This is a genomic window from Vibrio sp. CDRSL-10 TSBA, from assembly GCA_039696685.1.
Taxonomy (GTDB): domain Bacteria; phylum Pseudomonadota; class Gammaproteobacteria; order Enterobacterales; family Vibrionaceae; genus Vibrio.
In genome coordinates, this window is the sequence record CP155566.1 from 1172247 (window position 1) to 1194496 (window position 22250).

15 protein-coding genes and 8 pseudogenes are annotated in these 22250 nt (G+C 50.5%); 18 read left to right on the plus strand and 5 right to left on the minus strand.

The genetic code is table 11. From position 1 onward, the window contains the following. Positions 1-4: 4 nt before the first annotated feature. The 4 genes and pseudogenes from ABDK09_12870 to ABDK09_12885 form a co-directional block, all read right to left on the minus strand. The gene (locus tag ABDK09_12870; protein ID XAW90317.1) at positions 5-472 is read right to left on the minus strand and encodes a YchJ family protein; all 468 of its coding nucleotides are present in this window, start codon (positions 470-472) and stop codon (positions 5-7) included. 96 nt (positions 473-568) lie between these two features. Then, positions 569-1786: an EAL and HDOD domain-containing protein gene (locus tag ABDK09_12875; protein XAW90318.1), complete on the minus strand. Its 1218-nt coding sequence runs from the start codon at positions 1784-1786 to the stop codon at positions 569-571. A gap of 134 nt (positions 1787-1920) precedes the next feature. Then, positions 1921-2658, minus strand: coding sequence for a UDP-2,3-diacylglucosamine diphosphatase (gene lpxH, locus ABDK09_12880; GenBank protein ID XAW90319.1), 738 nt, complete (start codon positions 2656-2658; stop codon positions 1921-1923). A 43-nt stretch (positions 2659-2701) separates the two neighbouring features. Next, positions 2702-3197 (minus strand): annotated as a pseudogene (locus ABDK09_12885) (peptidylprolyl isomerase). A 145-nt stretch (positions 3198-3342) separates the two neighbouring features. Between ABDK09_12885 and cysS the strand changes: the two are divergent. The 17 genes and pseudogenes from cysS to nadA all read left to right on the plus strand — a co-directional run bounded on the left by cysS (position 3343) and on the right by nadA (position 18687). Continuing rightward, a pseudogene (cysS, locus tag ABDK09_12890) lies at positions 3343-4726 on the plus strand (cysteine--tRNA ligase). Positions 4727-5102: 376 nt separating this feature from the next. Beyond that, on the plus strand, positions 5103-5852 hold the full coding sequence (locus ABDK09_12895; protein XAW90320.1) for a YebC/PmpR family DNA-binding transcriptional regulator: 750 nt from the start codon (positions 5103-5105) through the stop codon (positions 5850-5852). 14 nt (positions 5853-5866) lie between these two features. Further along, positions 5867-6389, plus strand: a pseudogene (gene ruvC, locus ABDK09_12900) (crossover junction endodeoxyribonuclease RuvC). Between the two features lie 127 nt (positions 6390-6516). After that, complete coding sequence (gene ruvA, locus ABDK09_12905; GenBank protein XAW90321.1) at positions 6517-7134, plus strand: Holliday junction branch migration protein RuvA; 618 nt, start codon at positions 6517-6519, stop codon at positions 7132-7134. A gap of 118 nt (positions 7135-7252) precedes the next feature. Beyond that, a pseudogene (gene ruvB / locus ABDK09_12910) lies at positions 7253-8258 on the plus strand (Holliday junction branch migration DNA helicase RuvB). A gap of 482 nt (positions 8259-8740) precedes the next feature. Further along, a pseudogene (cydA, locus tag ABDK09_12915) lies at positions 8741-10328 on the plus strand (cytochrome ubiquinol oxidase subunit I). 17 nt (positions 10329-10345) lie between these two features. After that, entirely contained in the window at positions 10346-11482 is a 1137-nt protein-coding gene (cydB, locus tag ABDK09_12920; protein XAW90322.1) for a cytochrome d ubiquinol oxidase subunit II, read from the plus strand. Positions 11483-11494: 12 nt separating this feature from the next. Beyond that, the gene (cydX, locus tag ABDK09_12925) at positions 11495-11602 is read left to right on the plus strand and encodes a cytochrome bd-I oxidase subunit CydX (protein XAW90323.1); all 108 of its coding nucleotides are present in this window, start codon (positions 11495-11497) and stop codon (positions 11600-11602) included. After that, a complete protein-coding gene (ybgE, locus tag ABDK09_12930) occupies positions 11595-11897 on the plus strand; it encodes a cyd operon protein YbgE (protein ID XAW90324.1) in 303 nt (100 codons plus the stop codon). The genes cydX and ybgE overlap by 8 nt, the downstream gene beginning before the upstream one ends. Positions 11898-12088: 191 nt before the next feature. After that, positions 12089-12496: a tol-pal system-associated acyl-CoA thioesterase gene (ybgC, locus tag ABDK09_12935; GenBank protein ID XAW90325.1), complete on the plus strand. Its 408-nt coding sequence runs from the start codon at positions 12089-12091 to the stop codon at positions 12494-12496. Beyond that, a pseudogene (gene tolQ / locus ABDK09_12940) lies at positions 12486-13170 on the plus strand (protein TolQ). The gene ybgC and the pseudogene tolQ overlap by 11 nt, the downstream one beginning before the upstream one ends. A gap of 3 nt (positions 13171-13173) precedes the next feature. Beyond that, positions 13174-13617: a protein TolR gene (tolR, locus tag ABDK09_12945; protein XAW90326.1), complete on the plus strand. Its 444-nt coding sequence runs from the start codon at positions 13174-13176 to the stop codon at positions 13615-13617. 14 nt (positions 13618-13631) lie between these two features. Then, a complete protein-coding gene (tolA, locus tag ABDK09_12950; protein XAW90327.1) occupies positions 13632-14726 on the plus strand; it encodes a cell envelope integrity protein TolA in 1095 nt (364 codons plus the stop codon). Between the two features lie 12 nt (positions 14727-14738). Beyond that, a complete protein-coding gene (gene tolB / locus ABDK09_12955) occupies positions 14739-16091 on the plus strand; it encodes a Tol-Pal system beta propeller repeat protein TolB (protein ID XAW90328.1) in 1353 nt (450 codons plus the stop codon). 31 nt (positions 16092-16122) lie between these two features. After that, positions 16123-16663, plus strand: a pseudogene (gene pal / locus ABDK09_12960) (peptidoglycan-associated lipoprotein Pal). An 18-nt stretch (positions 16664-16681) separates the two neighbouring features. Beyond that, positions 16682-17455 (plus strand): tol-pal system protein YbgF, encoded by a 774-nt coding sequence (gene ybgF, locus ABDK09_12965; GenBank protein ID XAW90329.1) that lies wholly within the window; start codon positions 16682-16684, stop codon positions 17453-17455. 170 nt (positions 17456-17625) lie between these two features. Further along, a complete protein-coding gene (nadA, locus tag ABDK09_12970; protein ID XAW90330.1) occupies positions 17626-18687 on the plus strand; it encodes a quinolinate synthase NadA in 1062 nt (353 codons plus the stop codon). 144 nt (positions 18688-18831) lie between these two features. On the opposite strand, the gene ABDK09_12975 is transcribed toward nadA, so the two are convergent. Beyond that, positions 18832-19401 (minus strand): UPF0149 family protein, encoded by a 570-nt coding sequence (locus tag ABDK09_12975; protein XAW90331.1) that lies wholly within the window; start codon positions 19399-19401, stop codon positions 18832-18834. A gap of 215 nt (positions 19402-19616) precedes the next feature. On the opposite strand from ABDK09_12975, the pseudogene ABDK09_12980 reads away from it, so the two are divergent. Continuing rightward, positions 19617-22041: pseudogene (locus ABDK09_12980) on the plus strand (ATP-binding protein). Positions 22042-22250: the final 209 nt, after the last annotated feature.

Here is a 22250-nt window from a genome sequence, read left to right on the forward strand (position 1 = left end):
GAGGTTAGCCACAGCACTTTTTGAATTTCTTAGCGCTGCCACACGGGCAAGGATCATTACGTCCTGCTTTTACGCTTGGCTTATTTTGCGGAAATTCGCCGTCGATATAAAACCACAGGCCGTTTTCACGGATAAAGCGTGAACGCTCCTCTAAACAATAGCTTTGGCTGTCATCGCTAAAATAGGCTTTGAAGTGAACAAACCCCTCATCCGTATGGCTACCCGGATCCGAACGGATCACTTCCAGTTTCTGCCAGTCACTGTCAATTGACTGGGCGATGGCCTCTCGTTCTGACTCGGCTTCACAACTTGGGTAGTAAGTGGCGACCACAAAATCGACCAGGCCGAGGACATGGGCGCTGTAACGGGAGCGCATCAGCTGTTCCGGTGTGTTTGCCTGGCTGTGGTCCTGATGGATCGGCTGGCAACAATCAGCGTAACTGCTTTGACTGCCGCAGTAACATTGAGTCATGTTCTACTCTCTGACGTAACAAAATAATGACGCACAGTGTATGAGCTACGTGTGCGCATGTCGAGAATTGGTGTGAGTGGTTATCAATCGTAGGGGTTATTCTGGACTGATATTGAGCAGGTCGGCAGTCCAGTTTACGGCATCGTCGTAACAGGCACTCAGTTCTGCATCGGCGATGCCAAGTTGGCTGGCAAGTTGCGACACCTTCTGCCATTGTGCCTGTTCATACGCTTTGGTCAGTGCCAGTATAGTGCCTAATACGCCTTTCTCTTCCAATAGCGCTTCTTTGACTTGATCTTCGAGCGGGATCTCGCTGACGATTGACTCCAGGGTTTGATCCAGCAGGCTGTCGAGCAGGGAGAACATCCCGGTCAGAAAAGCGTTACCGGTTTCGCCATCCTTTTTAAGTCTGGCGTAGAGCTGCTCGCAATAACGAGCGCGCTGAATCGACAAGCCGTACAGGTAATCCGGTTTTTCTGATTGAGTGGATGCGATAGCCACCAGTGAGACAAACTTGCGTAGTCGCTCTTCGCCCAGATACACCAGTGCCTGTTTGAACGACTGTATTTTTGAGCTGACCACGGAGGAGGAGTTCACCAGGGCAAGCAGCTTGTAAGACAGGGTGACGTCCTGAACGATCAACGACTCAAGCTTTTTGTAGTCAATCTCTTCGCTGGCGACTTCTTTACACAACTGCACCATGGTCCAGAACGCTGGTTCTAATGCTTTGCGTTGTACCACCTCAGGTTTACTGAAAAAGTAACCTTGAAAATAGCTGAATCCTGCCGCTTTTGCTTGCTCAAATTCCTGATATGTTTCAACTTTTTCTGCCAGAAAGACAATTTTGGACTCACGCAGTTTATAGATGAACTGTCTGGCCTTTTCGATCGGTATGATTCGAATATCGAATTTAATAATGGAAACGTAGGGCAGAAAGGGCTTCCATTCAACACTTGGGACAAAATCATCCAAGGCGATTTTGTAGCCCATGCGTGCCATCTTCCGCACCGCTTCTAAAAGCTCAGGAGTCGGAGGGCAATCTTCCAGCACTTCGACCACCAGACTATTGGTCGGGAACAGAGTTGGCACTAAGTTGATCAGACTTTGATAAGGGAAATTAACAAAGCCGAGATGCTTACCCAAGGTACTGTAATGGGTAGAGAGGAAGTGATCCGACAGCAGTCGGCTGGTGGCTAAATCCGGATCGATCTCCGGAAACGTATTCTTAGGCCCATCACGAAACAGCAGTTCGTACCCAATGGTTTTTCGGTTGCTATCCAGAATAGGCTGACGCGCGATATATGAATTGGTCAAGGCAGCATTTACCCCAAAAATTGACGTTGTCGAAACTAGGTGAACTTAATCCAGGTTGAACTTAACGTGTTACCACTGCATTAAAATCGCGCCAGTCGCGACAAACATCAGAAATAGTTTTGAGGCGCTGGCGTTCAGAGCGATGATTGCTGAGTGAATAAACGGTTTTCCAGTGAATAACCACTGTCAGAATAGACCAATACTGAGCCTTGTGTGTACCAGTCGCCTAAAACGATTCTGGTTTTTTGCGAGTCATCACTTAACTGATGAATGGCAGGACGGTGAGTATGACCATGAATCATCAGGTTAACCTGATGGCGCTCCATCACGCGGATAACTTCATCCGGAGTCACATCCATAATCTCCATCGCCTTCTGACTTTTATCACTGCGAATGTCGGTCTGAATTTTCGCCACAATACGCTTTTTGACCCAATAAGGTAAGCGATTAAACACCCATTGCAGCCAGGGCTGATGGACTTTTTCCCGAAATGCCAAATAGCGCACATCCTGAGTACACAAAGTGTCGCCATGCAAAATAACGGCTTTGGTGCCATACAGATCAATGGTTGCTTCTTCGTCAAGTAAGGTCACGCCTGTTTGTCTGGCGAAACGACGGCCGACCAGAAAATCACGATTACCGTGGATAAAATAACAGGGTACGCCATGTTGAGTCAGTCGCTTGAATTCCTGTCTTATCTGGTTGGCAAAGTCGGTCGGGTCATCATCACCAATCCAGAAATCAAACAGGTCACCCAGCACGTAAAGTGCATCGGCATTGACTGCTTCGTTACGCATAAACTGAATGAAACAACCGGTGATGTCCGGGCGATGGGGGGTCAGGTGGAGATCTGAAATAAATAAAGTATGCATAGAGTTTGAATTCGGAGCGCCGCTGGCGGCGCTCCTGCGTCGATTATTCTTCGATGGTGGTGCCAGTGATGACCACTTCATCCAGTGGTACGTCCTGGTGCATGCCGTAAGAAACCGGTGCTTACACCTTTGATTTGGTTAACCACGTCCATGCCTTCAACAACTTCACCAAATACACAGTAACCCCAACCATCCAGGCTTTCTGAGCGGAAATCCAGGAAAGTGTTGTTGTTTACGTTGATGAAGAACTGAGAACTTGCAGAGTGCGGTTCCATAGTACGCGCCATTGCCAGCGTACCGACTTTGTTGCTCAGGCCGTTATTCGCTTCGTTGCGAATCGGTGCACGAGTTGGCTTTTCACGCAGACCAGACGTCATGCCGCCGCCCTGAACCATAAAGCCATCGATAACACGGTGGAACAGAGTGTTGTCGTAGAAACCGTCACGGCAGTATTGCAGAAAGTTTGCGCTGGTTTCCGGCGCTTTTTCCTCGTTCAGCTGAATTTTAATGTCACCAAAGTTTGTGTGAAGGGTGATCATGTGCATTACCTTTGCTTGTTTTGTGTGAATAGGCGATTTTAGCCTAACTTTTTGTCCATTCAAAACATCAAATGGATGACCAGACGATAACAGAGTTGTTATACTGTGGCACTATTTTGGTTTTAACGGTAATTAGATAGCGATCATGTTGAAGATTTATAACACACTCACGAGACAGAAAGAGGAATTCAAACCCATCACTGCCGGTAAAGTTGGCATGTACGTGTGTGGAGTCACAATATACGATCTCTGTCATATCGGGCACGGCCGTACCTTCGTCTCATTCGACGTCGTGTCCCGTTACCTGCGTTACCTGGGTTACGATCTGACCTTCGTACGTAACATTACCGACATCGATGACAAAATCATCAAGCGTGCGGCGGAAAATCAGGAATCCTGTGATTCGCTGACCGAGCGCCTGATCCAGGAAATGTACGCAGACTTTGATGCGCTGAACATCAAACGTCCGGATGTTGAACCACGCGCAACGGCTTACATTGAAGAGATCATTGCTCTGGTTGAACGTCTGATCGAACGGGGTTTCGCCTATGTTGCCGACAACGGCGACGTGATGTTTGAAGTTAACAAGTTTGATCAGTACGGTAAGCTGTCGAAACAGGATCTGGACCAGCTGCAAGCCGGTGCTCGTGTTGATATCGAAACCGCGAAGCGCAGCCCGCTGGATTTCGTACTGTGGAAAATGTCTAAACCGGGCGAACCAACCTGGGAATCGCCTTGGGGCCCTGGTCGTCCGGGTTGGCATATCGAATGTTCAGCGATGAACTCGTCGATTCTGGGTAACCACTTTGATATCCACGGCGGCGGTTCTGATCTGCAGTTCCCGCACCACGAGAACGAAATCGCCCAGTCTTGCTGCGCGCACGGCACTCAGTATGTTAACACCTGGATGCACAGCGGCATGGTGATGGTTGACCGTGAGAAGATGTCTAAATCACTGGGTAACTTCTTTACCATCCGTGACGTTTCTGAAACATTACGATGCTGAAACGGTACGTTACTTCCTGATGTCCGGTCACTACCGCAGCCAGCTCAACTACAGTGAAGAGAATCTGAATCAGTCTCGTGCTTCACTGGAACGCCTGTACACAGCGCTGCGTGGTCTGGACATGACGGTTGCGGCAGCCGGTGGCGAGGAATACCTCAGCCGCTTTACCAGCGCCATGAACGATGATTTCAATACTCCGGAAGCGTACTCAGTGCTGTTTGATATGGCGCGTGAAGTGAACCGCCTTAAAACCGAAGATATGGATAAAGCCAGCGCACTGGGTGCACTGATGCGTGAACTGGCTGATGTTATCGGCATTCTGTATCAGGATCCGGAAGCCTTCCTGCAGGGTGATGCAGGTAGTGATGATGAAGTGGCTGAAATTGAAGCACTGATCAAGCTGCGCAACGATTCGCGCGCCGCCAAAGATTGGGCGAACGCAGATATGGCTCGTGATAAACTGAACGAGCTCGGCATCGTCCTCGAAGATGGTCCGGACGGGACGACCTGGCGTCGTAAGTAACAGCTGTACAAAGTGGGCGTTATCGCCCACTTTTGCTTTTAGTTCCGGGCGAAATAGTTCCAGGCGATTAGTACCGAGCGAATAGTACCGGACTAATAGCTCCGGGCGAACTACAGTCAGCCGATTGTCTATCATTAAAACGATTCAGCTATCGATAAAACGATACAGTGATTATCACAACGATTCAGTCATGAATCAGCGGATTTACCGTGCTCTCTGGTTGCAGCCGGTAGAATCTTCAAACTTGTGCGGGGCAGCGCGATGGCGTTTATCCGTACAGCTTTATCCGTACAATTCTCAACCAGCAACATTGTGACAACGATTGCGAGCACGCACAAACGTCACCAGTCATGAAACCAAGCAGTAAGGAAATCCTATGGCAGGTCACAGTAAGTGGGCAAACATCCGACATCGCAAAGCGGCGCAAGACGCCAAACGCGGTAAAATTTTTACTAAGCTGATCCGCGAAATCGTGGTGTCAGCCAAAGAGGGCGGCGCGGAAGTGGAAAATAACCCGCGCCTGCGTGCAGCGATAGACAAAGCGCTCTCCAACAACATGACCCGTGACACCATTAACCGAGCGGTCGCGCGTGGCGCCGGCGGTGAAGGTGATGAAGGGATGGAAACCGTGATTTATGAAGGTTACGGTCCGGGAGGCACCGCGGTGATGGTCGAGTGTCTGACCGACAACCGCAACCGCACCGTATCCGGTGTTCGGCATGCTTTTTCTAAAGCGGGCGGAAACCTGGGGACCGATGGCAGCGTCAATTACCTGTTCGACAAGAAAGGCGTCATCTCTTATCAGCCGGGTCTGGAAGAAGATGAGGTGATGGAAGTGGCACTGGAGAGCGGTGCAGAAGACATCGACACTGCCGCAGATGGTGCGATTGATGTGTACACCACACCGGAAGAGTTTGGCGCGGTGAAAGACGCCCTGGATGAAGCCGGTTTTGCCGCCGACAATGCCGAAGTGACCCTGGTTCCTGCTACCAAAGCGGAACTCGATGAGGAGACGGCTCCTAAACTGCTGCGCCTTATTGATGCACTGGAAGATCTCGATGACGTACAGGAAGTCTATCATAACGGTGATATCTCTGATGAGATTGCCGCAACGCTCTCGCTTTAGAACAGGAAGACAACATGTCGATTATTCTGGGCATTGACCCGGGTTCACGTATCACAGGTTACGGTGTGATTCGTCAGCAGGGACGGCATCTGCATTATCTCGGCAGCGGTTGTATCCGTATGTCGGAAAAAGAGCTGCCGCTGCGTCTCAAGCAGATTTACGCAGGCGTAAGCGAGATCATCACTCAGTTTCAGCCGGATGTGTTTGCGATAGAACAGGTGTTTATGGCTAAGAAACGCCGATTCAGCGCTTAAACTCGGCCAGGCGCGCGGCAGTGCGATCGTGGCGGCCGTGAATGCCGAATTGCCGGTGTTTGAATACGCGGCCCGTCTGATTAAACAGGCGGTGGTGGGAATCGGTGGCGCCGACAAGGCCCAGGTCCAGCACATGGTGCAGCAGATGCTCAAGTTGCCGGCTAAGCCGCAGGCCGATGCCGCGGATGCGCTTGGGGTGGCAATTTGTCATGCCAACACCAATAAAACCCTGGTGGCTCTGGCCGGACATGCGACCAGCGCCCGACGCGGCCGATACCGTTAACTCCCGTTTCCTGCCTCTATAAAGCCGGTGCTTCCTGCGCCGGCTGCCTATCTTTCACTGGCTATCCATCCAGTTATTGATTATCATCTTTGCCATTCGTACTGATAAAAAACCAAGGATTTTCCCTGTGATTGGACGTCTTCGTGGCACCCTGATAGAAAAACAACCTCCTCAAGTATTGATTGATGTCGGCGGCATTGGTTATGAAGTTCAAATGCCGATGAGCTGCTTTTACGAACTCGACAATGTTGGAACCGAGGTCGTGATTTATACCCATTTTGTCGTTCGGGAAGATGCACAACTTCTGTATGGATTCAATACTGTCAATGAGCGAGCACTGTTTCGTGAAGTGATAAAAGCGAATGGCGTCGGCCCGAAAATGGGGCTGGCGATCTTGTCTGGCATGACAGCCAGTCAGTTTGTCGCCTGTGTTGAACGGGAAGATATTTCAACCTTGGTCAAACTGCCTGGAGTAGGTAAAAAGACTGCCGAACGTTTGGTGGTCGAAATGAAAGATCGCCTTAAAGGGTGGGGTGCGGGTGACTTATTTACCCCGGCAACCGATGCTGCCCCGTTAGATTCTGTGTCTGGTATTGCAGACCAGAGCGCCGAAGAAGAAGCGGTGAGCGCGCTGCTGGCGTTGGGTTACAAACCGGCACAAGCCTCGAAGGCGGTCTCTCAGGTAGCGAAACCAGAGATGAGCAGCGAACAGCTGATCAGAGAAGCACTAAAATCTATGGTGTAGCCAGAAGACTGAGTGAAACAGAAAGCGGCTGAGAGGGCCGCTTTCTGTTTCGACGTCTGTTAACTTTTACTGAGATGATGGTCAATGTCATCATCTGTGTGCCGACAGGAACTCTGTAATGATTGAAGCCGATCGCCTAATTGCTCCGAGCAACCCTTCATTTAAAGATGAAGAAGTTATCGACCGCGCGATTCGTCCTAAGAAACTGGCTGACTACCGAGGTCAGGATCACGTGCGTGATCAGATGGATATTTTTATCCAGGCTGCCCAGCGTCGTAGCGAAGCGCTCGACCATTTGCTGATATTTGGTCCGCCGGGCCTGGGGAAGACCACGCTGGCCAACATTGTCGCCAACGAGATGGAAGTGAATATTCGCACCACATCCGGTCCGGTGCTGGAAAAGGCCGGTGATCTGGCTGCGCTGCTGACCAACCTGGAAGAGAACGATGTGCTGTTCATCGACGAGATTCATCGCCTGAGTCCGATGGTGGAAGAAGTGCTTTATCCGGCGATGGAAGACTATCAGCTGGATATTATGATCGGTGAGGGACCTGCGGCACGTTCGATTAAAATTGATTTGCCGCCGTTTACCTTGATTGGTGCCACTACGCGAGCCGGTTTCACTAACCTCTCCGCTGCGTGACCGTTTTGGTATTGTCCAGCGCCTTGAGTACTACAAGGTGGCTGATCTGCAGCATATTGTGCAACGCAGTGCCGATTGCCTGGGCTTGTCCATGGACGCTGAAGGCGCGCTTGAAGTGGCACGACGTGCACGTGGTACGCCGCGAATTGCTAACCGTCTGCTGCGCCGGGTGCGAGATTACGCGGAAGTGAAAAGTGATGGCCATATCAGTGCCGATATCGCCGACAAAGCGCTCAACATGCTGGATGTCGATCATCAAGGCTTTGACTATATGGACCGTAAACTCCTGCTGGCAATTATGGAGAAGTTCAGTGGCGGGCCAGTCGGACTGGATAACCTGGCGGCGGCGATCGGTGAAGAAAAAGATACCATTGAAGATGTACTGGAGCCGTTTCTGATCCAGCAGGGTTATCTGCAGCGTACGCCGCGCGGACGCATTGCGACAGACCGGGCTTACCTGCATTTCGGCTTGGAAAAATAAGGTTACAATTAAGTTTACTAAAGACTAAGAACGTCAATCTGTGGATCTAGATCACATTTTGGTATTTTCCCTGATTCAGTAGGGGTTAGTTATTTGGGGGTAGTTGTTAACCCTTTGTTTTCAGATTCGTGGAACCAAGGGCGTATTTTACCTATTCCTAACAAGATATTTTGCCTTTCATTGATCTGCATCATTTTGTGTGATTTCTGTACAGTTTTGGAAGGCAAAAATTGATTTGTATCAAGGCGGTTTCTTCCTATAAACCTTTTGAAACAAGAGGTTTTTGGCAGTAGTATCACATGCAGCTATATTAGCTGATGCTTAAACAATTAACTAACCACAATGGTACATAATTGCAACAAATTGCGCCGGTTAACCAACAAACATGATGAGGTATTAACCAATCATCGTGCGGGTTAATCAGGCGAACTTACGTTTGTATTATGTCGAAAGTGTCTCTCAGCCGACACAAAGGAGTTACCATGATTGACGTAGTTGATCTGTCGCGATTGCAGTTCGCAATGACCGCGATGTATCACTTCTTGTTCGTTCCACTGACTCTTGGCATGGCGTTTCCTGCTGGCCATCATGGAGTCTTTGTATGTAATGACCGATAAGCAAATCTATAAGGACATGACCAAGTTCTGGGGTAAGCTGTTCGGTATTAACTTTGCTCTGGGTGTGGCCACCGGCCTGACCATGGAGTTTCAGTTTGGTACCAACTGGTCATACTATTCTCACTATGTAGGCGACATCTTCGGTGCTCCTCTGGCGATCGAAGCTTTGGTTGCATTCTTCCTTGAATCGACATTTGTTGGTTTGTTCTTCTTTGGTTGGGATCGCCTGTCTAAACGCCAGCACTTAGCCGTAACCTGGCTCGTGGCACTCGGCTCTAACTTCTCTGCGCTATGGATCCTTATCGCCAACGGCTGGATGCAAAACCCGGTTGGTGCGAACTTCAACTTTGAAACCATGCGTATGGAAATGGTCAGCTTTGCGGAAGTGGTGTTTAACCCGGTTGCTCAGGTTAAATTCGTTCACACCGTTGCAGCCGGCTACACAACAGGTGCTATGTTCATCTTAGGCATCAGCGCATACTACCTGTTGAAAGGCCGTGACGTTGCTTTTGCCCGTCGCTCATTTGCGATTGCCGCCTCATTCGGTATGGCTTCAGTGCTGTCTGTTATCGTGCTGGGTGATGAATCCGGTTACGAAGTCGGTGAAGTTCAGAAGGTGAAATTGGCTGCGATCGAAGCCGAATGGCACACCGAACCGGCGCCAGCATCGTTTACTCTGTTTGGTTTCCCGAATCAGGAAAACATGCACACCGATTATGCGATCAAAATTCCTTACCTGATGGGTATTATCGCTACGCGTTCCATCGATACACCGGTGACCGGCCTGAGCGATCTGCGTGAAGAGCACGTCGACCGTATCCGTAACGGTATGTACGCATACGAGTTGCTGGAACAACTGCGCGCCGGTAACAAAACACCAGAAAACGTTGCCGCGTTTGATGAAGTAAAAGATGACCTGGGTTACGGCCTGTTGCTGAAACGCTACACCGAGAAGGTCACTGATGCTTCAGAAGAGCAGATTCAGGCTGCTGCTGACGATTCTATCCCGACAGTATGGCCGCTGTTCTGGTCATTCCGCATCATGGTGGCATGTGGTTTCATCATGCTGCTGGTATTCGGTGCTGCCTTCGTTCAGACCTGTCGTCAGAAGATCACGCACAATACCTGGGTACTGAAAGCGGCGCTGTTTAGTATTCCTTTGCCTTGGATTGCGGTAGAAACCGGTTGGTTTGTGGCTGAGTTTGGTCGCCAGCCATGGGCAGTCGGTGAAATTCTGCCAGTGAATGTCGCTGCCTCTGCATTGAGTGCGGGCGAAATCTGGACGTCACTGTTTGCGATTGTGGCACTTTACACCGTGTTCCTGATTGCAGAAGTGTACCTGATGGTGAAATTTGCACGTAAAGGTCCAAGCAGCCTGAAAACAGGTCGCTACCACTTCGAGCAGGCCGGTAACAGTGTCGAAGACAAAGTCAGCCGTCAAGTCGAAGCGTAAGGCAGGGAGATAAGATTATGTTTGATTACGAAATCCTACGATTTATCTGGTGGGTCCTGATCGGTGTGTTACTGGTTGGCTTCGCCATTACAGATGGTTTTGACATGGGTGTAGGCGCTCTGCTCCCTGTGATTGGTAAAAACGATAACGAACGCCGTGTGATGATCAACTCGATCGCACCGCACTGGGACGGTAACCAGGTATGGCTTATCACCGCTGGTGGTGCGCTGTTTGCGGCCTGGCCTCTGGTTTACGCGACCTCATTCTCAGGTTTCTACCTGGCGATGATCGTGACTCTGGCGGCGCTATGGCTGCGTCCGATTGGTCTGGACTACCGTTCTAAACTGGAAGATCCGAAATGGCGTCAGGTATGGGATATCTGTATTTCGATCAGTGGTTTTGTACCGCCAATCATTTTCGGTGTCGCCTTTGGTAACCTGCTGCAAGGTGTTCCGTTCCAGCTGAACGAGTTCTCTATGCCGTCGTACCATGGTTCATTCTTCGGTCTGCTTAACCCGTTCGCACTGCTGTGTGGTCTGGTCAGCCTGGCGATGATCCTGATGCAGGGCGCGACCTGGCTGCAGATGAAAACTACCGATGCGGTTCATGTTCGTGCACGTAATGTGGCGCAAGCTATGGGGCTGCTGACTGTGATCCTGTTTGTGGCGGCAGGTTTCTGGGTTCAGGGTATTGAAGGCTACGTGATCACCAGCGTGATCGACACAGCCGGCCCGTCGAATCCTCTGAGCAAAGAAGTGATTCGTGAAGCGGGTGCCTGGATGCATAACTTTGAGCAGTATCCACTGCTGTGGGCTGCACCTGTGCTGGGCGTGGTTATGCCTCTGCTGGCGGTGATTGCTTCTCGTGTTGAAAAGGGCGGTCTGGCATTCCTGGCATCAAGCCTGGGTAACGCAGGCGTGATCTTCACTGCGGGTCTGGCGATGTTCCCGTTCGTGATGCCTTCAAGCCTGGAGCCAAGCCACAGCCTGACTATGTGGGATGCAACCTCAAGTGAGCTGACGCTGAATCTGATGACAGGCGTTGCGTTCGTGATGGTGCCTATTATCCTGGGTTACACCACCTGGTGTTACTACAAGATGTTCGGTCGTCTGGATGACAAGTTCATCGAAGAAAACAAAAACTCACTGTACTAAGGAGCCTGACTTATGTGGTATTTTGCGTGGATTCTGGGTGTATTGCTCGCCTGTGCATTCGGCATCATCAACGCTCTTTGGTTAGAGCACTCAGAGATGATGGACAAAGACAGTGAGTAACTGGTCGACACAACTGACCAATCTGCACGCCCCGGTGGACAAAACGTTAATCAAGGTTTTGTCCCTGGTACTCGGTTTCTACCACGTTGCAATGGTGATGTGGGATCCGGCGGCGTACAGCAGCAGTATTGGTGGTTTTAACGCTTTTGTCGCCCCGTTGCTGATATGGGCCGTGTGCTCCAGCATGGTGTTCGGCGTAGGCTTTAAACCGCGCAGCTGGATTTGGCAGTTAGTGTTCAGCCCTTATATTTCACTGCCGATTTTGCTGTATCTGCTGGGCTTACGTCTCAGCTGATACAGACCTATTGTTGATGATTTATCTGAATAAGCGCTTTCTCTCTGAGTCAGCGCTTATTTTTTTAGCAATTGGCCGGGAAATTTTAGTCCTGAGCCGCTAAATCTGGTTCAGGCCCTTGTACTAACCGCGCTCAGATGCGTTATAGTAACCCATTGATCAAACATTGAGTGACACGGTATACGCCCATTATGCAAGTATTCCACTGGCCCATTACCATTTATTATGAAGATACCGACGCCGGCGGCGTGGTGTACCATTCCAATTACCTCAAATTTTTTGAACGTGCCCGAACCGAAATGCTGCGTGCCATCGGCGTGTCACAGCAGGTTTTGCTGGAACAAAGGGTAGGTTTTGTTGTCCGACATGCAGAGATCGACTTTAAACAAGGTGCACGTCTTGACGATCAACTGACAGTCGTAACCTCAATTGCTGACTTAAAAAAGGCCTCGCTGACCTTCTGTCAAGAGCTGGTCAATCCTGAAGGGCAACTATTGTGTAAAGCAATAGTTAAGGTAGCATGTATCGACAATGAGAAGATGAAACCCAAGGCGATGCCTCAATCAATTATTTTGGAGTTAACCCATAGTGACTGCTGATATTTCAATCCTCGACCTATTTTTGCAGGCCAGTTTCCTGGTGAAAGTGGTGATGCTTATCCTTTTGGGAATGTCGATTGTTTCATGGGCCATGATCATCAAACGCAGTAAGGTACTTGCTCAGGCTACTCGCAGCGCGGAAGCCTTTGAAGACAAGTTCTGGTCTGGCAGTGATTTGTCGGTACTGTACCAGGACGTGAAAAAGCGTCGTGATGAACTGTTCGGAACCGAAGAGATCTTCTATTCAGGTTTCACCGAATTTGCCCGCCTGCGTAAAACCAACGCGGCTTACCCTGACTACGTTATGGAAGGCACCGGCCGCGCGATGCGTGTTGCGGTTGCACGTGAAGTGGATGAGCTGGAAACCAGCTTACCGTTTCTCGCCACGGTTGGCTCGATCAGCCCGTATATCGGCCTGTTCGGTACCGTATGGGGCATCATGCATGCGTTCATCGCTCTGGGCGAAGTGAAGCAGGCGACGCTGGCTATGGTTGCACCGGGTATTGCTGAGGCGTTGATCGCGACAGCAATGGGCCTGTTTGCCGCAATTCCTGCGGTAATGGCCTACAACCGCCTGAGCAACAAAGTCGGCAAACTGGAACACGGTTACGCCACGTTTCTCGGAAGAGTTTCACAGCATTTTGCACCGTCAGGCGATGGCAGGTAAGGAATAAGCGATGGCAGGTTATCAACCGAAAAAACGGAAGATGACGGCTGAGATTAACGTCGTGCCATACATCGATGTGATGTTGGTACTGTTAATCATCTTTATGGTCACATCGCCTTTTATTACCCAGGGCGTTGACGTTGAACTGCCGAAAACTTCCACCGCCAAGCCGACGTCGGAACTTGCCGGTGACAGTGACGCCAGTTTTATCATTGTTGAAATTGATAAAGACGGCAATCTTGGCCTGAGCGTCAACGATGAAGATGTGCAACGCGGTTTGTCGCTGCAGGACGTCATCGTGCGCATCAAGGCAGAACGTTCTATCAATCCGAATTCACCGGTTGCGGTCGGTGGTGACCGGGCAACGCCGTATGCGGATGTGGTCCTGGTGCTGGATGAATTGAGTCAGGCAGGTATCCCGAAAGTGGGCTTGCTGACGGATATCAAGGAATAGGCCACAGACCGCCCATGAAAGAGAACAAATCGAAAAACAACGATTTCAAGAAACCGCTGGTTGTTTCGGTTGCATTACATGCGGCATTAGTCGCGGCGCTGCTGTGGGGCACAGATTTCAACATGTCCAAACCTGAGCCGAGTGGCAACATGGTTGAAGCCGTCGTGATTGACCCTAACCTGGTCAAGCAGCAGGCGCAGCAGATCCGTAGCCAGCGTGAGGCGGCAGCGAAACAGGAGCAGGAGCGCCTGGACAAGCTGCGCCGTGAAAGCGAACAACTGGAAAAAAGCCGCAAAGCGGAAGAAGAGCGTATTCGCCAACTGAAAGAGCAGCAAGCCAACGAAGCGAAAGCGGCTCGTGAAGCGGAAAAGCAGCGCCAGCAGAAAGAACAGGAACGCGAAGCGGCGGCCGAAAAAGCCCGGGTTGAGCAGGAACGTGCTGCCAAAGCAGAAGCTGAGCGCAAAGCCAAAGAACAGGCGGCGGCCAAGGCCGAAGCAGAACGTGTAGCGAAAGCGAAAGCCGCGGCTGAAGCCAAAGCTGCCGCTGAAGCCAAAGCTGAACAAGAGCGCATCGCGCGTGAAAAAGCCGCAAAAGAAGCGCAAGAAAAAGCGCGACGCGAAGCCGCTGCTGCCAAAGCAGAACAGGAACGAATAGCGAAAGAGAAGGCAGCGAAAGAAGCTGCGGAAAAAGCTCGCCTCGAGAAAGAGCGTGCAGCGCGCGCGGAGCGTGAGCGTAAAGAGCAGGAAGCGGCGCTGAACGATATTTTCTCCGGCCTGGAATCTGAAGCACAAAGTAACTCTGCAGCCCGTTCGCAATACGTGACCAGTGAAGCACAGCGTTGGGGAGCCATCTACACTCAACTTATCCAGCAGAACTTATTGCTGGAAGATAGCTTTAAGGGCAAGCAGTGTAAGGTGAATTTGCGTCTGATTCCGACCGGGACCGGCGCGATTGTCGGCGACCTCAAAATTCTGGATGGCGACAGCCGGTTGTGCTCTGCAACCAAACGTGCTGTAGCGCAGGTAGGGACTTTCCCGTTACCGAAGAAAGATGAAGCTGACATCATCGAAAAGCTGAAAAACATTAACTTAACTGTAGTACCAGAGTAAAAGGAAAAGCTTGTGTTTAAGCGACTAATATTAGGATGCCTGCTCGTGGTAACGAGCAGCGTGCAATTTGCCAATGCGGCACTGGAGCTGGTGATCACCGATGGTATCAACTCAGCACGTCCAATCGCGATTGTCCCGTTCAAATGGGAAGGCGCCAATAAATTACCGCAGGATGTCTCTGGTGTGATCGCCTCTGACTTACAGCGTAGTGGTAAGTTCAGCCCGATTCCGACCAGCAAAATGCCGCAAACCCCATACACCGAGAGCGATGTGAAATTTGATGCCTGGAGTGGCCTGGGTGTGGATGCACTGCTGACCGGCAGCATCAGCCAAAATGCCGAAGGTAACTATGTGATTCGTTACCAGCTGGTGGATGTGGTACGTGGCCAGCTGACTCAGGGTCAGAGCCGCGCCTTAAGCGCAGACGGTAACCTGGTTGAATCTAAAGATCATGTTCTGCTCAACAAGGTCGCGACCGTTCCGGCACAGCGCATGCGTGAATACGCGCACCGTATTTCCGATCTGGTTTACGAAGAGCTGACCGGTGAACGTGGTGCTTTCCTGACCCGTATCGCTTATGTGGTGGTGAATGATAAAGATGACTATCCGTACCAGCTGCGTGTGGCGGATTACGACGGCTACAACGAACGCCTGGTACTGCGTTCTAAACAGCCGCTGATGTCACCTTCCTGGTCCCCGGACGGCAAGACGCTGGCGTACGTCAGCTTCCAGAACGGCCAGGCCGAAATCTTTATGATGAACATCTATACCGGTAAGCGTGAGAAACTGACTTCATACCCACGTCACAATGGTGCACCAAAATTCTCACCGGATGGTAAAACCATGGCATTGGTGTTGTCGAAAACCGGAACCCTGCAAGTGTATACTCTGGATCTGACGACCCGTAAGCTGACTCAGGTCACTCATGGTCGTTCTAACAATACCGAACCATTTTGGAATCCGAATGGTCAGTCATTGATATTTACTTCGGATCGGGGTGGTAAACCACAGATTTATCAAGTAAATTTGGCTGATGGTTCGACAAAACGTCTGACTTGGCAAGGTAGTCAAAACTTGGGTGGTCAAATTACACCGGATGGTCGATTCCTGGTTATGGTGAATCGCAGCAATTCCGGCTTCAATTTGGCGAAGCAAGATCTTGAGACCGGCTCGGTACAAATTCTGACCAAGACGCTGTTGGATGAATCGCCAAGCATTGCACCGAATGGTGGCATGGTCGTTTACAGTTCTATCTATAACAAAACAAACGTATTGTCGATGGTTTCAATAGATGGACGATTTAAAGCTAGATTACCGGCAACAAACGGGCGCGTAAGAGCTCCTGCTTGGTCTCCGTTTTTATAGCAACTAACTATTACATAGTAAGGAAAATAAGATGCAACTTAACAAAGTTCTTAAAGGGCTACTGATTGCGCTACCTGTTCTAGCAGTGACTGCATGTAGTTCAAGCGACGAAGCAACAGGCGCCGCTGGTTCTGAAACCAACCAAACTACATCAGGTTCAGCAAACAACATGGACACCACTGTTGTTTCGCCAATGGATGAGAATGCACAACTTTCTGAGCAAGAGCTGAAAGAACAGGCTCTGCGTGAAACTCAAACTATTTACTTCGCATTCGACAACGCAACTATCGCGAGCGACTACGAAGACATGCTGGCTGCACACGCAGCATACCTGAGCAAAAACCCAGGCATGAACGTGACTATCGAAGGTCACGCTGATGAACGTGGTACGCCAGAGTACAACATCGCACTGGGCGAGCGTCGTGCACAAGCCGTATCTAAATACCTGCAGGCGCTGGGTGTTCAGGCTGACCAAATCTCTATCGTAAGCTACGGTGAAGAGAAGCCGCTACTTCTTGGCCAAAGCGAAGAAGTATACTCTAAGAAACCGCCGTGCAGTTCTAGTGTACTAATAATCGAGGATGAACCTCATGTTCAGTAACTTAAAGCGCGTATTCACGCTTACGTTACTGGCAAGTGCAGCGAGCGCTTCGTTCGCTGCACCAGCTCCAGTATCGGACCTCAGTAACAGCAGCCAACTTTCCTCCACACGTTCGGCTTCGTCCGAAAGCGATGTGCAACGGTTAGAGCGCCTGCTGGAAAACCGCAATCGTGTTCAGTTGCAAATGCAAAAGCAATTGGACGATATGTCCCTGGAAATGAACAACTTACGCGGTCAAATCGAACGTAATAACTACGATATGCAGCAGATGCAGCAGCGCCAGCGTGAACTGTTTGTTGAGCTCGATAAAGTTCGTAGTGAAGTCAAAACCCGTCCGGCTCCTGCCGCTGATAACAGCGCGAAAGAGGAACTGGTTGAAGGTACGTTCAGCAGCGATGCGGATGAACAGGCCGCTTACCAGAATGCCGTCGATTTGATTTTGAAAAAGCGTGATTACGCTGGAGCGATTGCCGCGTTTCAAAAATTTCAGAGCGACTATCCCGACTCCTCATTTGCGTCTAATACGCACTATTGGTTGGGACAACTTTACTTTGCCAAGAAGCAAGACACCGATGCCGCGAAGAGCTTTGGCGCTGTGCTAGCATACAAAGACTCAAATAAACGCGCTGATGCAATGGTGAAGCTGGGCGATATCGCCAAGCGTAATAATAATGCAGAGCAGGCAAACAAATACTACCAGCAAGTTGTGGATGAATATCCCGACAGCGCTTCGGCCAGCCTGGCCAAAGAAAATCTTAAGTGATGCTGATTTGTTGACTCTGTGAAGGGCCGCTTTGTGCGGCCTTTTTGTTATCTGAATATTGTGAATCATTGAGTGCCTGAATTGCCAACCCAAGTCGGAATCACTTTTGCCTATCGCTGAGGTTACGGTGTACAATGCGCGGATTAAAGGAAGTTGCGTAGAGCAGAGCAATGAGTCATATACAGGATAAGATTGATACGGTTTACCCGTTCCCACCAAAACCGATCCCGTTAACAGATCAAGAAAAACAGACCTATATCGCGAGCATCAAACAGCTGCTGCAAGAAAAAGACGCTGTGCTGATTGCCCACTATTACACCGATCCTGAAATTCAGGCCCTGGCGGAAGAGACTGGCGGCTTCGTCGGGGATTCTCTGGAAATGGCTAAGTTTGGTAACCGCCACCCGGCCAGCACACTGATTATTGCCGGTGTGCGTTTCATGGGTGAGTCGGCAAAAATCCTGACTCCGGAAAAACGGATCCTGATGCCGACGCTTGATGCAGAGTGTTCATTGGATCTGGGTTGCCCGGCGGATAAGTTTACTGAGTTCTGTGATGCGCACCCTGACCATACCGTTGTGGTTTATGCCAACACCTCAGCCGCAGTGAAAGCACGTGCGGACTGGGTTGTTACCTCAAGCATCGCTCTGGAAATCGTCGAACATCTTGATGGCGAAGATAAGAAAATTATCTGGGGCCCGGATCGTCACCTCGGTTCTTACATTGCGGATAAAACCGGCGCTGACATGCTGCTGTGGCAGGGTGAGTGTGTGGTGCACGATGAGTTCTCCGCTGACGCGCTGAAAAAAATGAAAGCGCTCTATCCGGATGCGGCAATTCTGGTTCACCCTGAGTCACCATCCAGTGTGGTTGAACTTGCGGACGCGGTTGGTTCAACCAGCCAGTTGATCAAGGCAGCCAAATCTCTGCCACAGCAAAAAATGATCGTTGCCACCGATAAAGGCATCTTCTTCAAGATGCAACAAATGGTGCCGGAAAAAGAGCTGATTGAAGCGCCAACCGCCGGTGCCGGCGCGACCTGTCGCAGCTGCGCGCATTGCCCTTGGATGGCGATGAACGGCCTGAAAGCGATTGAAAAAGCATTGCGTGATGGCGGCGAAGAGCACGAAATCTTTGTTGATGAAGCGCTGCGGGTGAAATCGCTGATCCCGCTTAACCGCATGCTCGATTTTGCTGAGCAGCTCAATATGCAGGTCAAAGGCAACGCCTGAGCCGTATAACGCAGTTGCTGACAATAGCGCGCGGCATCTGACAGCCAGACCGCAAACATTAAAAAGCCCGCTTAAATAAAAGCGGGCTTTTTCTATGATGCACCGTTTTAAACGCAAAAACGCAGAGCAGGTATAAGCCGGGGCTTATACCTGCTCTGCCAGCGCCACACCACGCTGGGTCAGACCGCACAGCATGACCGGAATCGCGTGGTAAATCTCTTCAAATTGGTCGAGACCTTCCAGACCTTGCTCAGACAGCGTCGCCAGCGAGGTTTCCGGATCGAACAGCATGCTCAGTGACAGCAGTACACCGCCCAGCAGCGCGTTGTCCTGGCTTTCTTGTGGCATCAGCACTTCCCAGTCGTCACGGGTCAGCTGCCAGCCTTGCAGAACGCCTTCACATAAGTCACGTGCAGCCTGATTGACAATCTCGGCTTCGTCTAACTCGCAGCCTTCCGGCCAGGCCCAGCTGCCTTCCAGCAGGGCTGCGCGATACAGATTCCACATATCGATGATCGTTTGAAAATAGCTTTCCATCAGTTCAGCATCTTTGAACGGTGCGACCTCTTCGCCGCCCCACAAAAATGGCAACCACTCTTCCGGTGGCAGAATGTTTGGCGCGGAGGCCATTGCGGTGACAAAACCACGAGTTTTCGCTTCGCCCAGCAGGCGGCCTTCAAGTTCAGGTAAGGAAAGAATGTCGTTTAGGGTCAAAATAGAGTTCCATGCTTAGCTGGTGGAAATAAAGCGCCCATATTAACCTTAAACTGCCGCTTAACGCGAGTGAGTTTGGCCCTCCGGCGACGAACTGCAGGACAAGTAAGCGCTGCTTTAGTCACGAATTCAGATACTGTCCGGTATCACTGAGGAAGTTTTTCACTATACTGGTTGCAGGATGCCAGCCTCAAACGGAAATAATTCAACCAGTTATGCAAATTCACTCCTCACTCAAACGCAAAAGTATGATAGCTCTGGCGGTGTACCTGTTTCTGTTTCTGGTCACCGCTGGCTCGGTAACGTATTGGGTTGTGGAAGCGCCGCTGCGCCAGCAGGCACAGCAAAATTTTGATTTGCGAACCGAGATGCTGGCGACGGAAATTCGCCAGCCACTCGAAAACTCGCTCGGTGTACTGCAGAGTATTGTCAGTATTGGCCAGAGCGGACGGGATCAAAGTGAGCAGGGACGTATGCTGCGCGCTCTGTTTGAAGTGCTGGACGGGGTGGTGATCAGCGGTGGTATCTGGCCGAAAGCGGGGAGTGTTTTTACCAATAAGGAATTCGCCAGCCTGTTTTTTAACAAAGCGGCGGACGGCCAGGTCGATCAGCTCATTTCCTGGAATAACCCGGCTGCTGGTGGTTATACCGGCGAAGACTGGTATTTGTCCGCGCTGGATAAAGCGCCCGGCAAGGTATTCTGGTCGCCGGTCTACGTCGACTCTTATACCCAGGTGCCGATGATTACTGCATCCATGCCGTATTATGTGCATGGCGAATCAGCCGGTGTCGCAACCGTCGACATCTCTCTCGAAGGTTATACCGATTTTATCACCGCACAGACCGAAGAGTATGGCCTGGGAGTGAGATTGCGAGACGCGATGGGTACGATTCTCACCGAGCACAACTTTCGCTTACGTGAAGACGCTTATATTACCCATTACCCGTTCAGTGAATACCATTGGCAGTTAGATGTGGTGAATGCCGATAAATTAATTAAGGATCAAGTGTTCGAACTGGTCACCCGGGTAGAGCAGGGCCTGATCCCGTTGTTGCTGTTGTGCGTCATGCTGGGCTATTACCTTATTAATCGCTATCTGATCAACCCGGTGGTGGTAATTGCGCGCCAGGTGGATGAATCGCGTGAAGGTGGGATCATTGAGGTGAACTACAACAGCCAGGACGAGATTCGCTATCTGATCGACACGTTTAACCAGAAAACCGTGTACCTCGAAGCAGAGCGAATTAAGGCTCAGGCGTCAACACAGGCGAAAAGTGCCTTTCTCGCCACGCTCTCCCATGAAATCCGCACGCCGATGAACGGGGTGCTGGGCACCGCACAACTCCTGCTTAAAGGCGACCTGCAGCCTCGCCAGCGCCAGCAAATGAAAAGCTTGTATGAATCAGGCGAGCACATGATGACCCTGCTGAACGAGATTCTGGATTTTTCTAAAATCGAGCAGGGGCGTCTCGAGCTTGATTACAGCGCGTTTTCACTGGAATCGATCATCGGCAGTATCACCAGTGTTTATTCGACTCTGTGCAGCGAGAAAGGACTGCAGTTCAAAGTCTATAACCATATAGAAGACAATCGCTGGTATTACTCAGATAAAGCCCGCCTGCGCCAGATTCTGTTCAACCTTCTCAACAACGCCGTGAAGTTTACCCATCGCGGCCTGGTTGAAGTGACGTTTACGGAAGAGCAGCAAGATGAACAGCTCTACCTGAGTATGCAAATTCGTGACACCGGAATCGGGATTGCTAAAGAGGCCCAGGACAAAATCTTCAAGCCGTTTGAACAGGAAGAGTCTTCCACCACCCGGCGCTTTGGCGGCACCGGACTTGGCCTGGCCATTGTTAAGCAGATCGCCGAGGTGTTGGGAGGCAGCGTCAGCGTTATCAGCGAAGTCGGCATCGGCAGTAATTTTATCGTCCGTGTCGCCGTGGAGAAGGCGGAGCCTCAAGTGGCGGCAGATAAGCCCTCACGCCATATTCACTGCACAGGATTGAGCGTACTCATCGTTGAAGATAACCGCACCAATAGCATCATTCTTGAAACCTTTATGAAAAACAAAGGATTCGACTGCACCTGCGTGGAGAAACGGTGCCCAGGCGATCAAAGCGGTGCAGGAGCGCTGTTTCGATTTGGTGTTAATGGATAACCATATGCCGGTCAAAGATGGTGTTTCTGCCATTGATGGTATCCGGCGTCTTAATGTCAGGCAGTCTGGTGTGCTCATTTTTGGTTGTACCGCTGATGTGTTTCGTGAAACCCGTGAGCAGATGCTGAATGCCGGCGCGGATGCCATTATCGCTAAGCCTATCGATGAAAACGAGCTGGATGATGCGCTGTACCGCTTCACCAACAAACTGTACCAGTTCCGCTCTGGGGCGAATTTGCCGACCTTCTCCGGTAACACTGAAGAGCTGCTGGTTCAGCTCTATATTGCGCTGGATAACCGTTCGACCGAAGAAGCCGCCAGCATACTCCAGAACTTGCAGCAGTCGCTGGAATTCCCTGATGATCATTCTCTCTCGCAAAGCATACAGGCTTTGCTTTCTCATCTGCGGCGGGGACGTCTGCCTCCGGCCAAGGAAGTTGACCTTCTTACCGTACTCCTGACGGATTTCTGTAATTAAATTACATACCCGTCGTTTAGATAAACGATTGCTTGTTAAACGCTTGTAAAATCAGCGTTAGATGCTACTTCCTGCTTTCTTTTTGGTAGTTTATTTACCATTCGAATTTAAAAACGGAACCTAAAACTATTATTGTTGTGATTTAATAGCGCCATAAACTGGAATAAAAATAATATCCAGTGATATGTTTTACAAAAGTCGCAATTTTA

Coding starts and splice junctions, on each gene's coding strand:
- ybgC (XAW90325.1), top strand. CDS start 12,089: ATGCAAGTATTCCACTGGCCCATTACCATTTATTATGAAGATACCGAC.
- ybgF (XAW90329.1), top strand. CDS start 16,682: ATGTTCAGTAACTTAAAGCGCGTATTCACGCTTACGTTACTGGCAAGT.
- lpxH (XAW90319.1), bottom strand. CDS start 2,658: ATGCATACTTTATTTATTTCAGATCTCCACCTGACCCCCCATCGCCCG.
- cydX (XAW90323.1), top strand. CDS start 11,495: ATGTGGTATTTTGCGTGGATTCTGGGTGTATTGCTCGCCTGTGCATTC.
- tolR (XAW90326.1), top strand. CDS start 13,174: ATGGCAGGTTATCAACCGAAAAAACGGAAGATGACGGCTGAGATTAAC.
- ABDK09_12870 (XAW90317.1), bottom strand. CDS start 472: ATGACTCAATGTTACTGCGGCAGTCAAAGCAGTTACGCTGATTGTTGC.
- tolA (XAW90327.1), top strand. CDS start 13,632: ATGAAAGAGAACAAATCGAAAAACAACGATTTCAAGAAACCGCTGGTT.
- cydB (XAW90322.1), top strand. CDS start 10,346: ATGTTTGATTACGAAATCCTACGATTTATCTGGTGGGTCCTGATCGGT.
- nadA (XAW90330.1), top strand. CDS start 17,626: ATGAGTCATATACAGGATAAGATTGATACGGTTTACCCGTTCCCACCA.
- ABDK09_12895 (XAW90320.1), top strand. CDS start 5,103: ATGGCAGGTCACAGTAAGTGGGCAAACATCCGACATCGCAAAGCGGCG.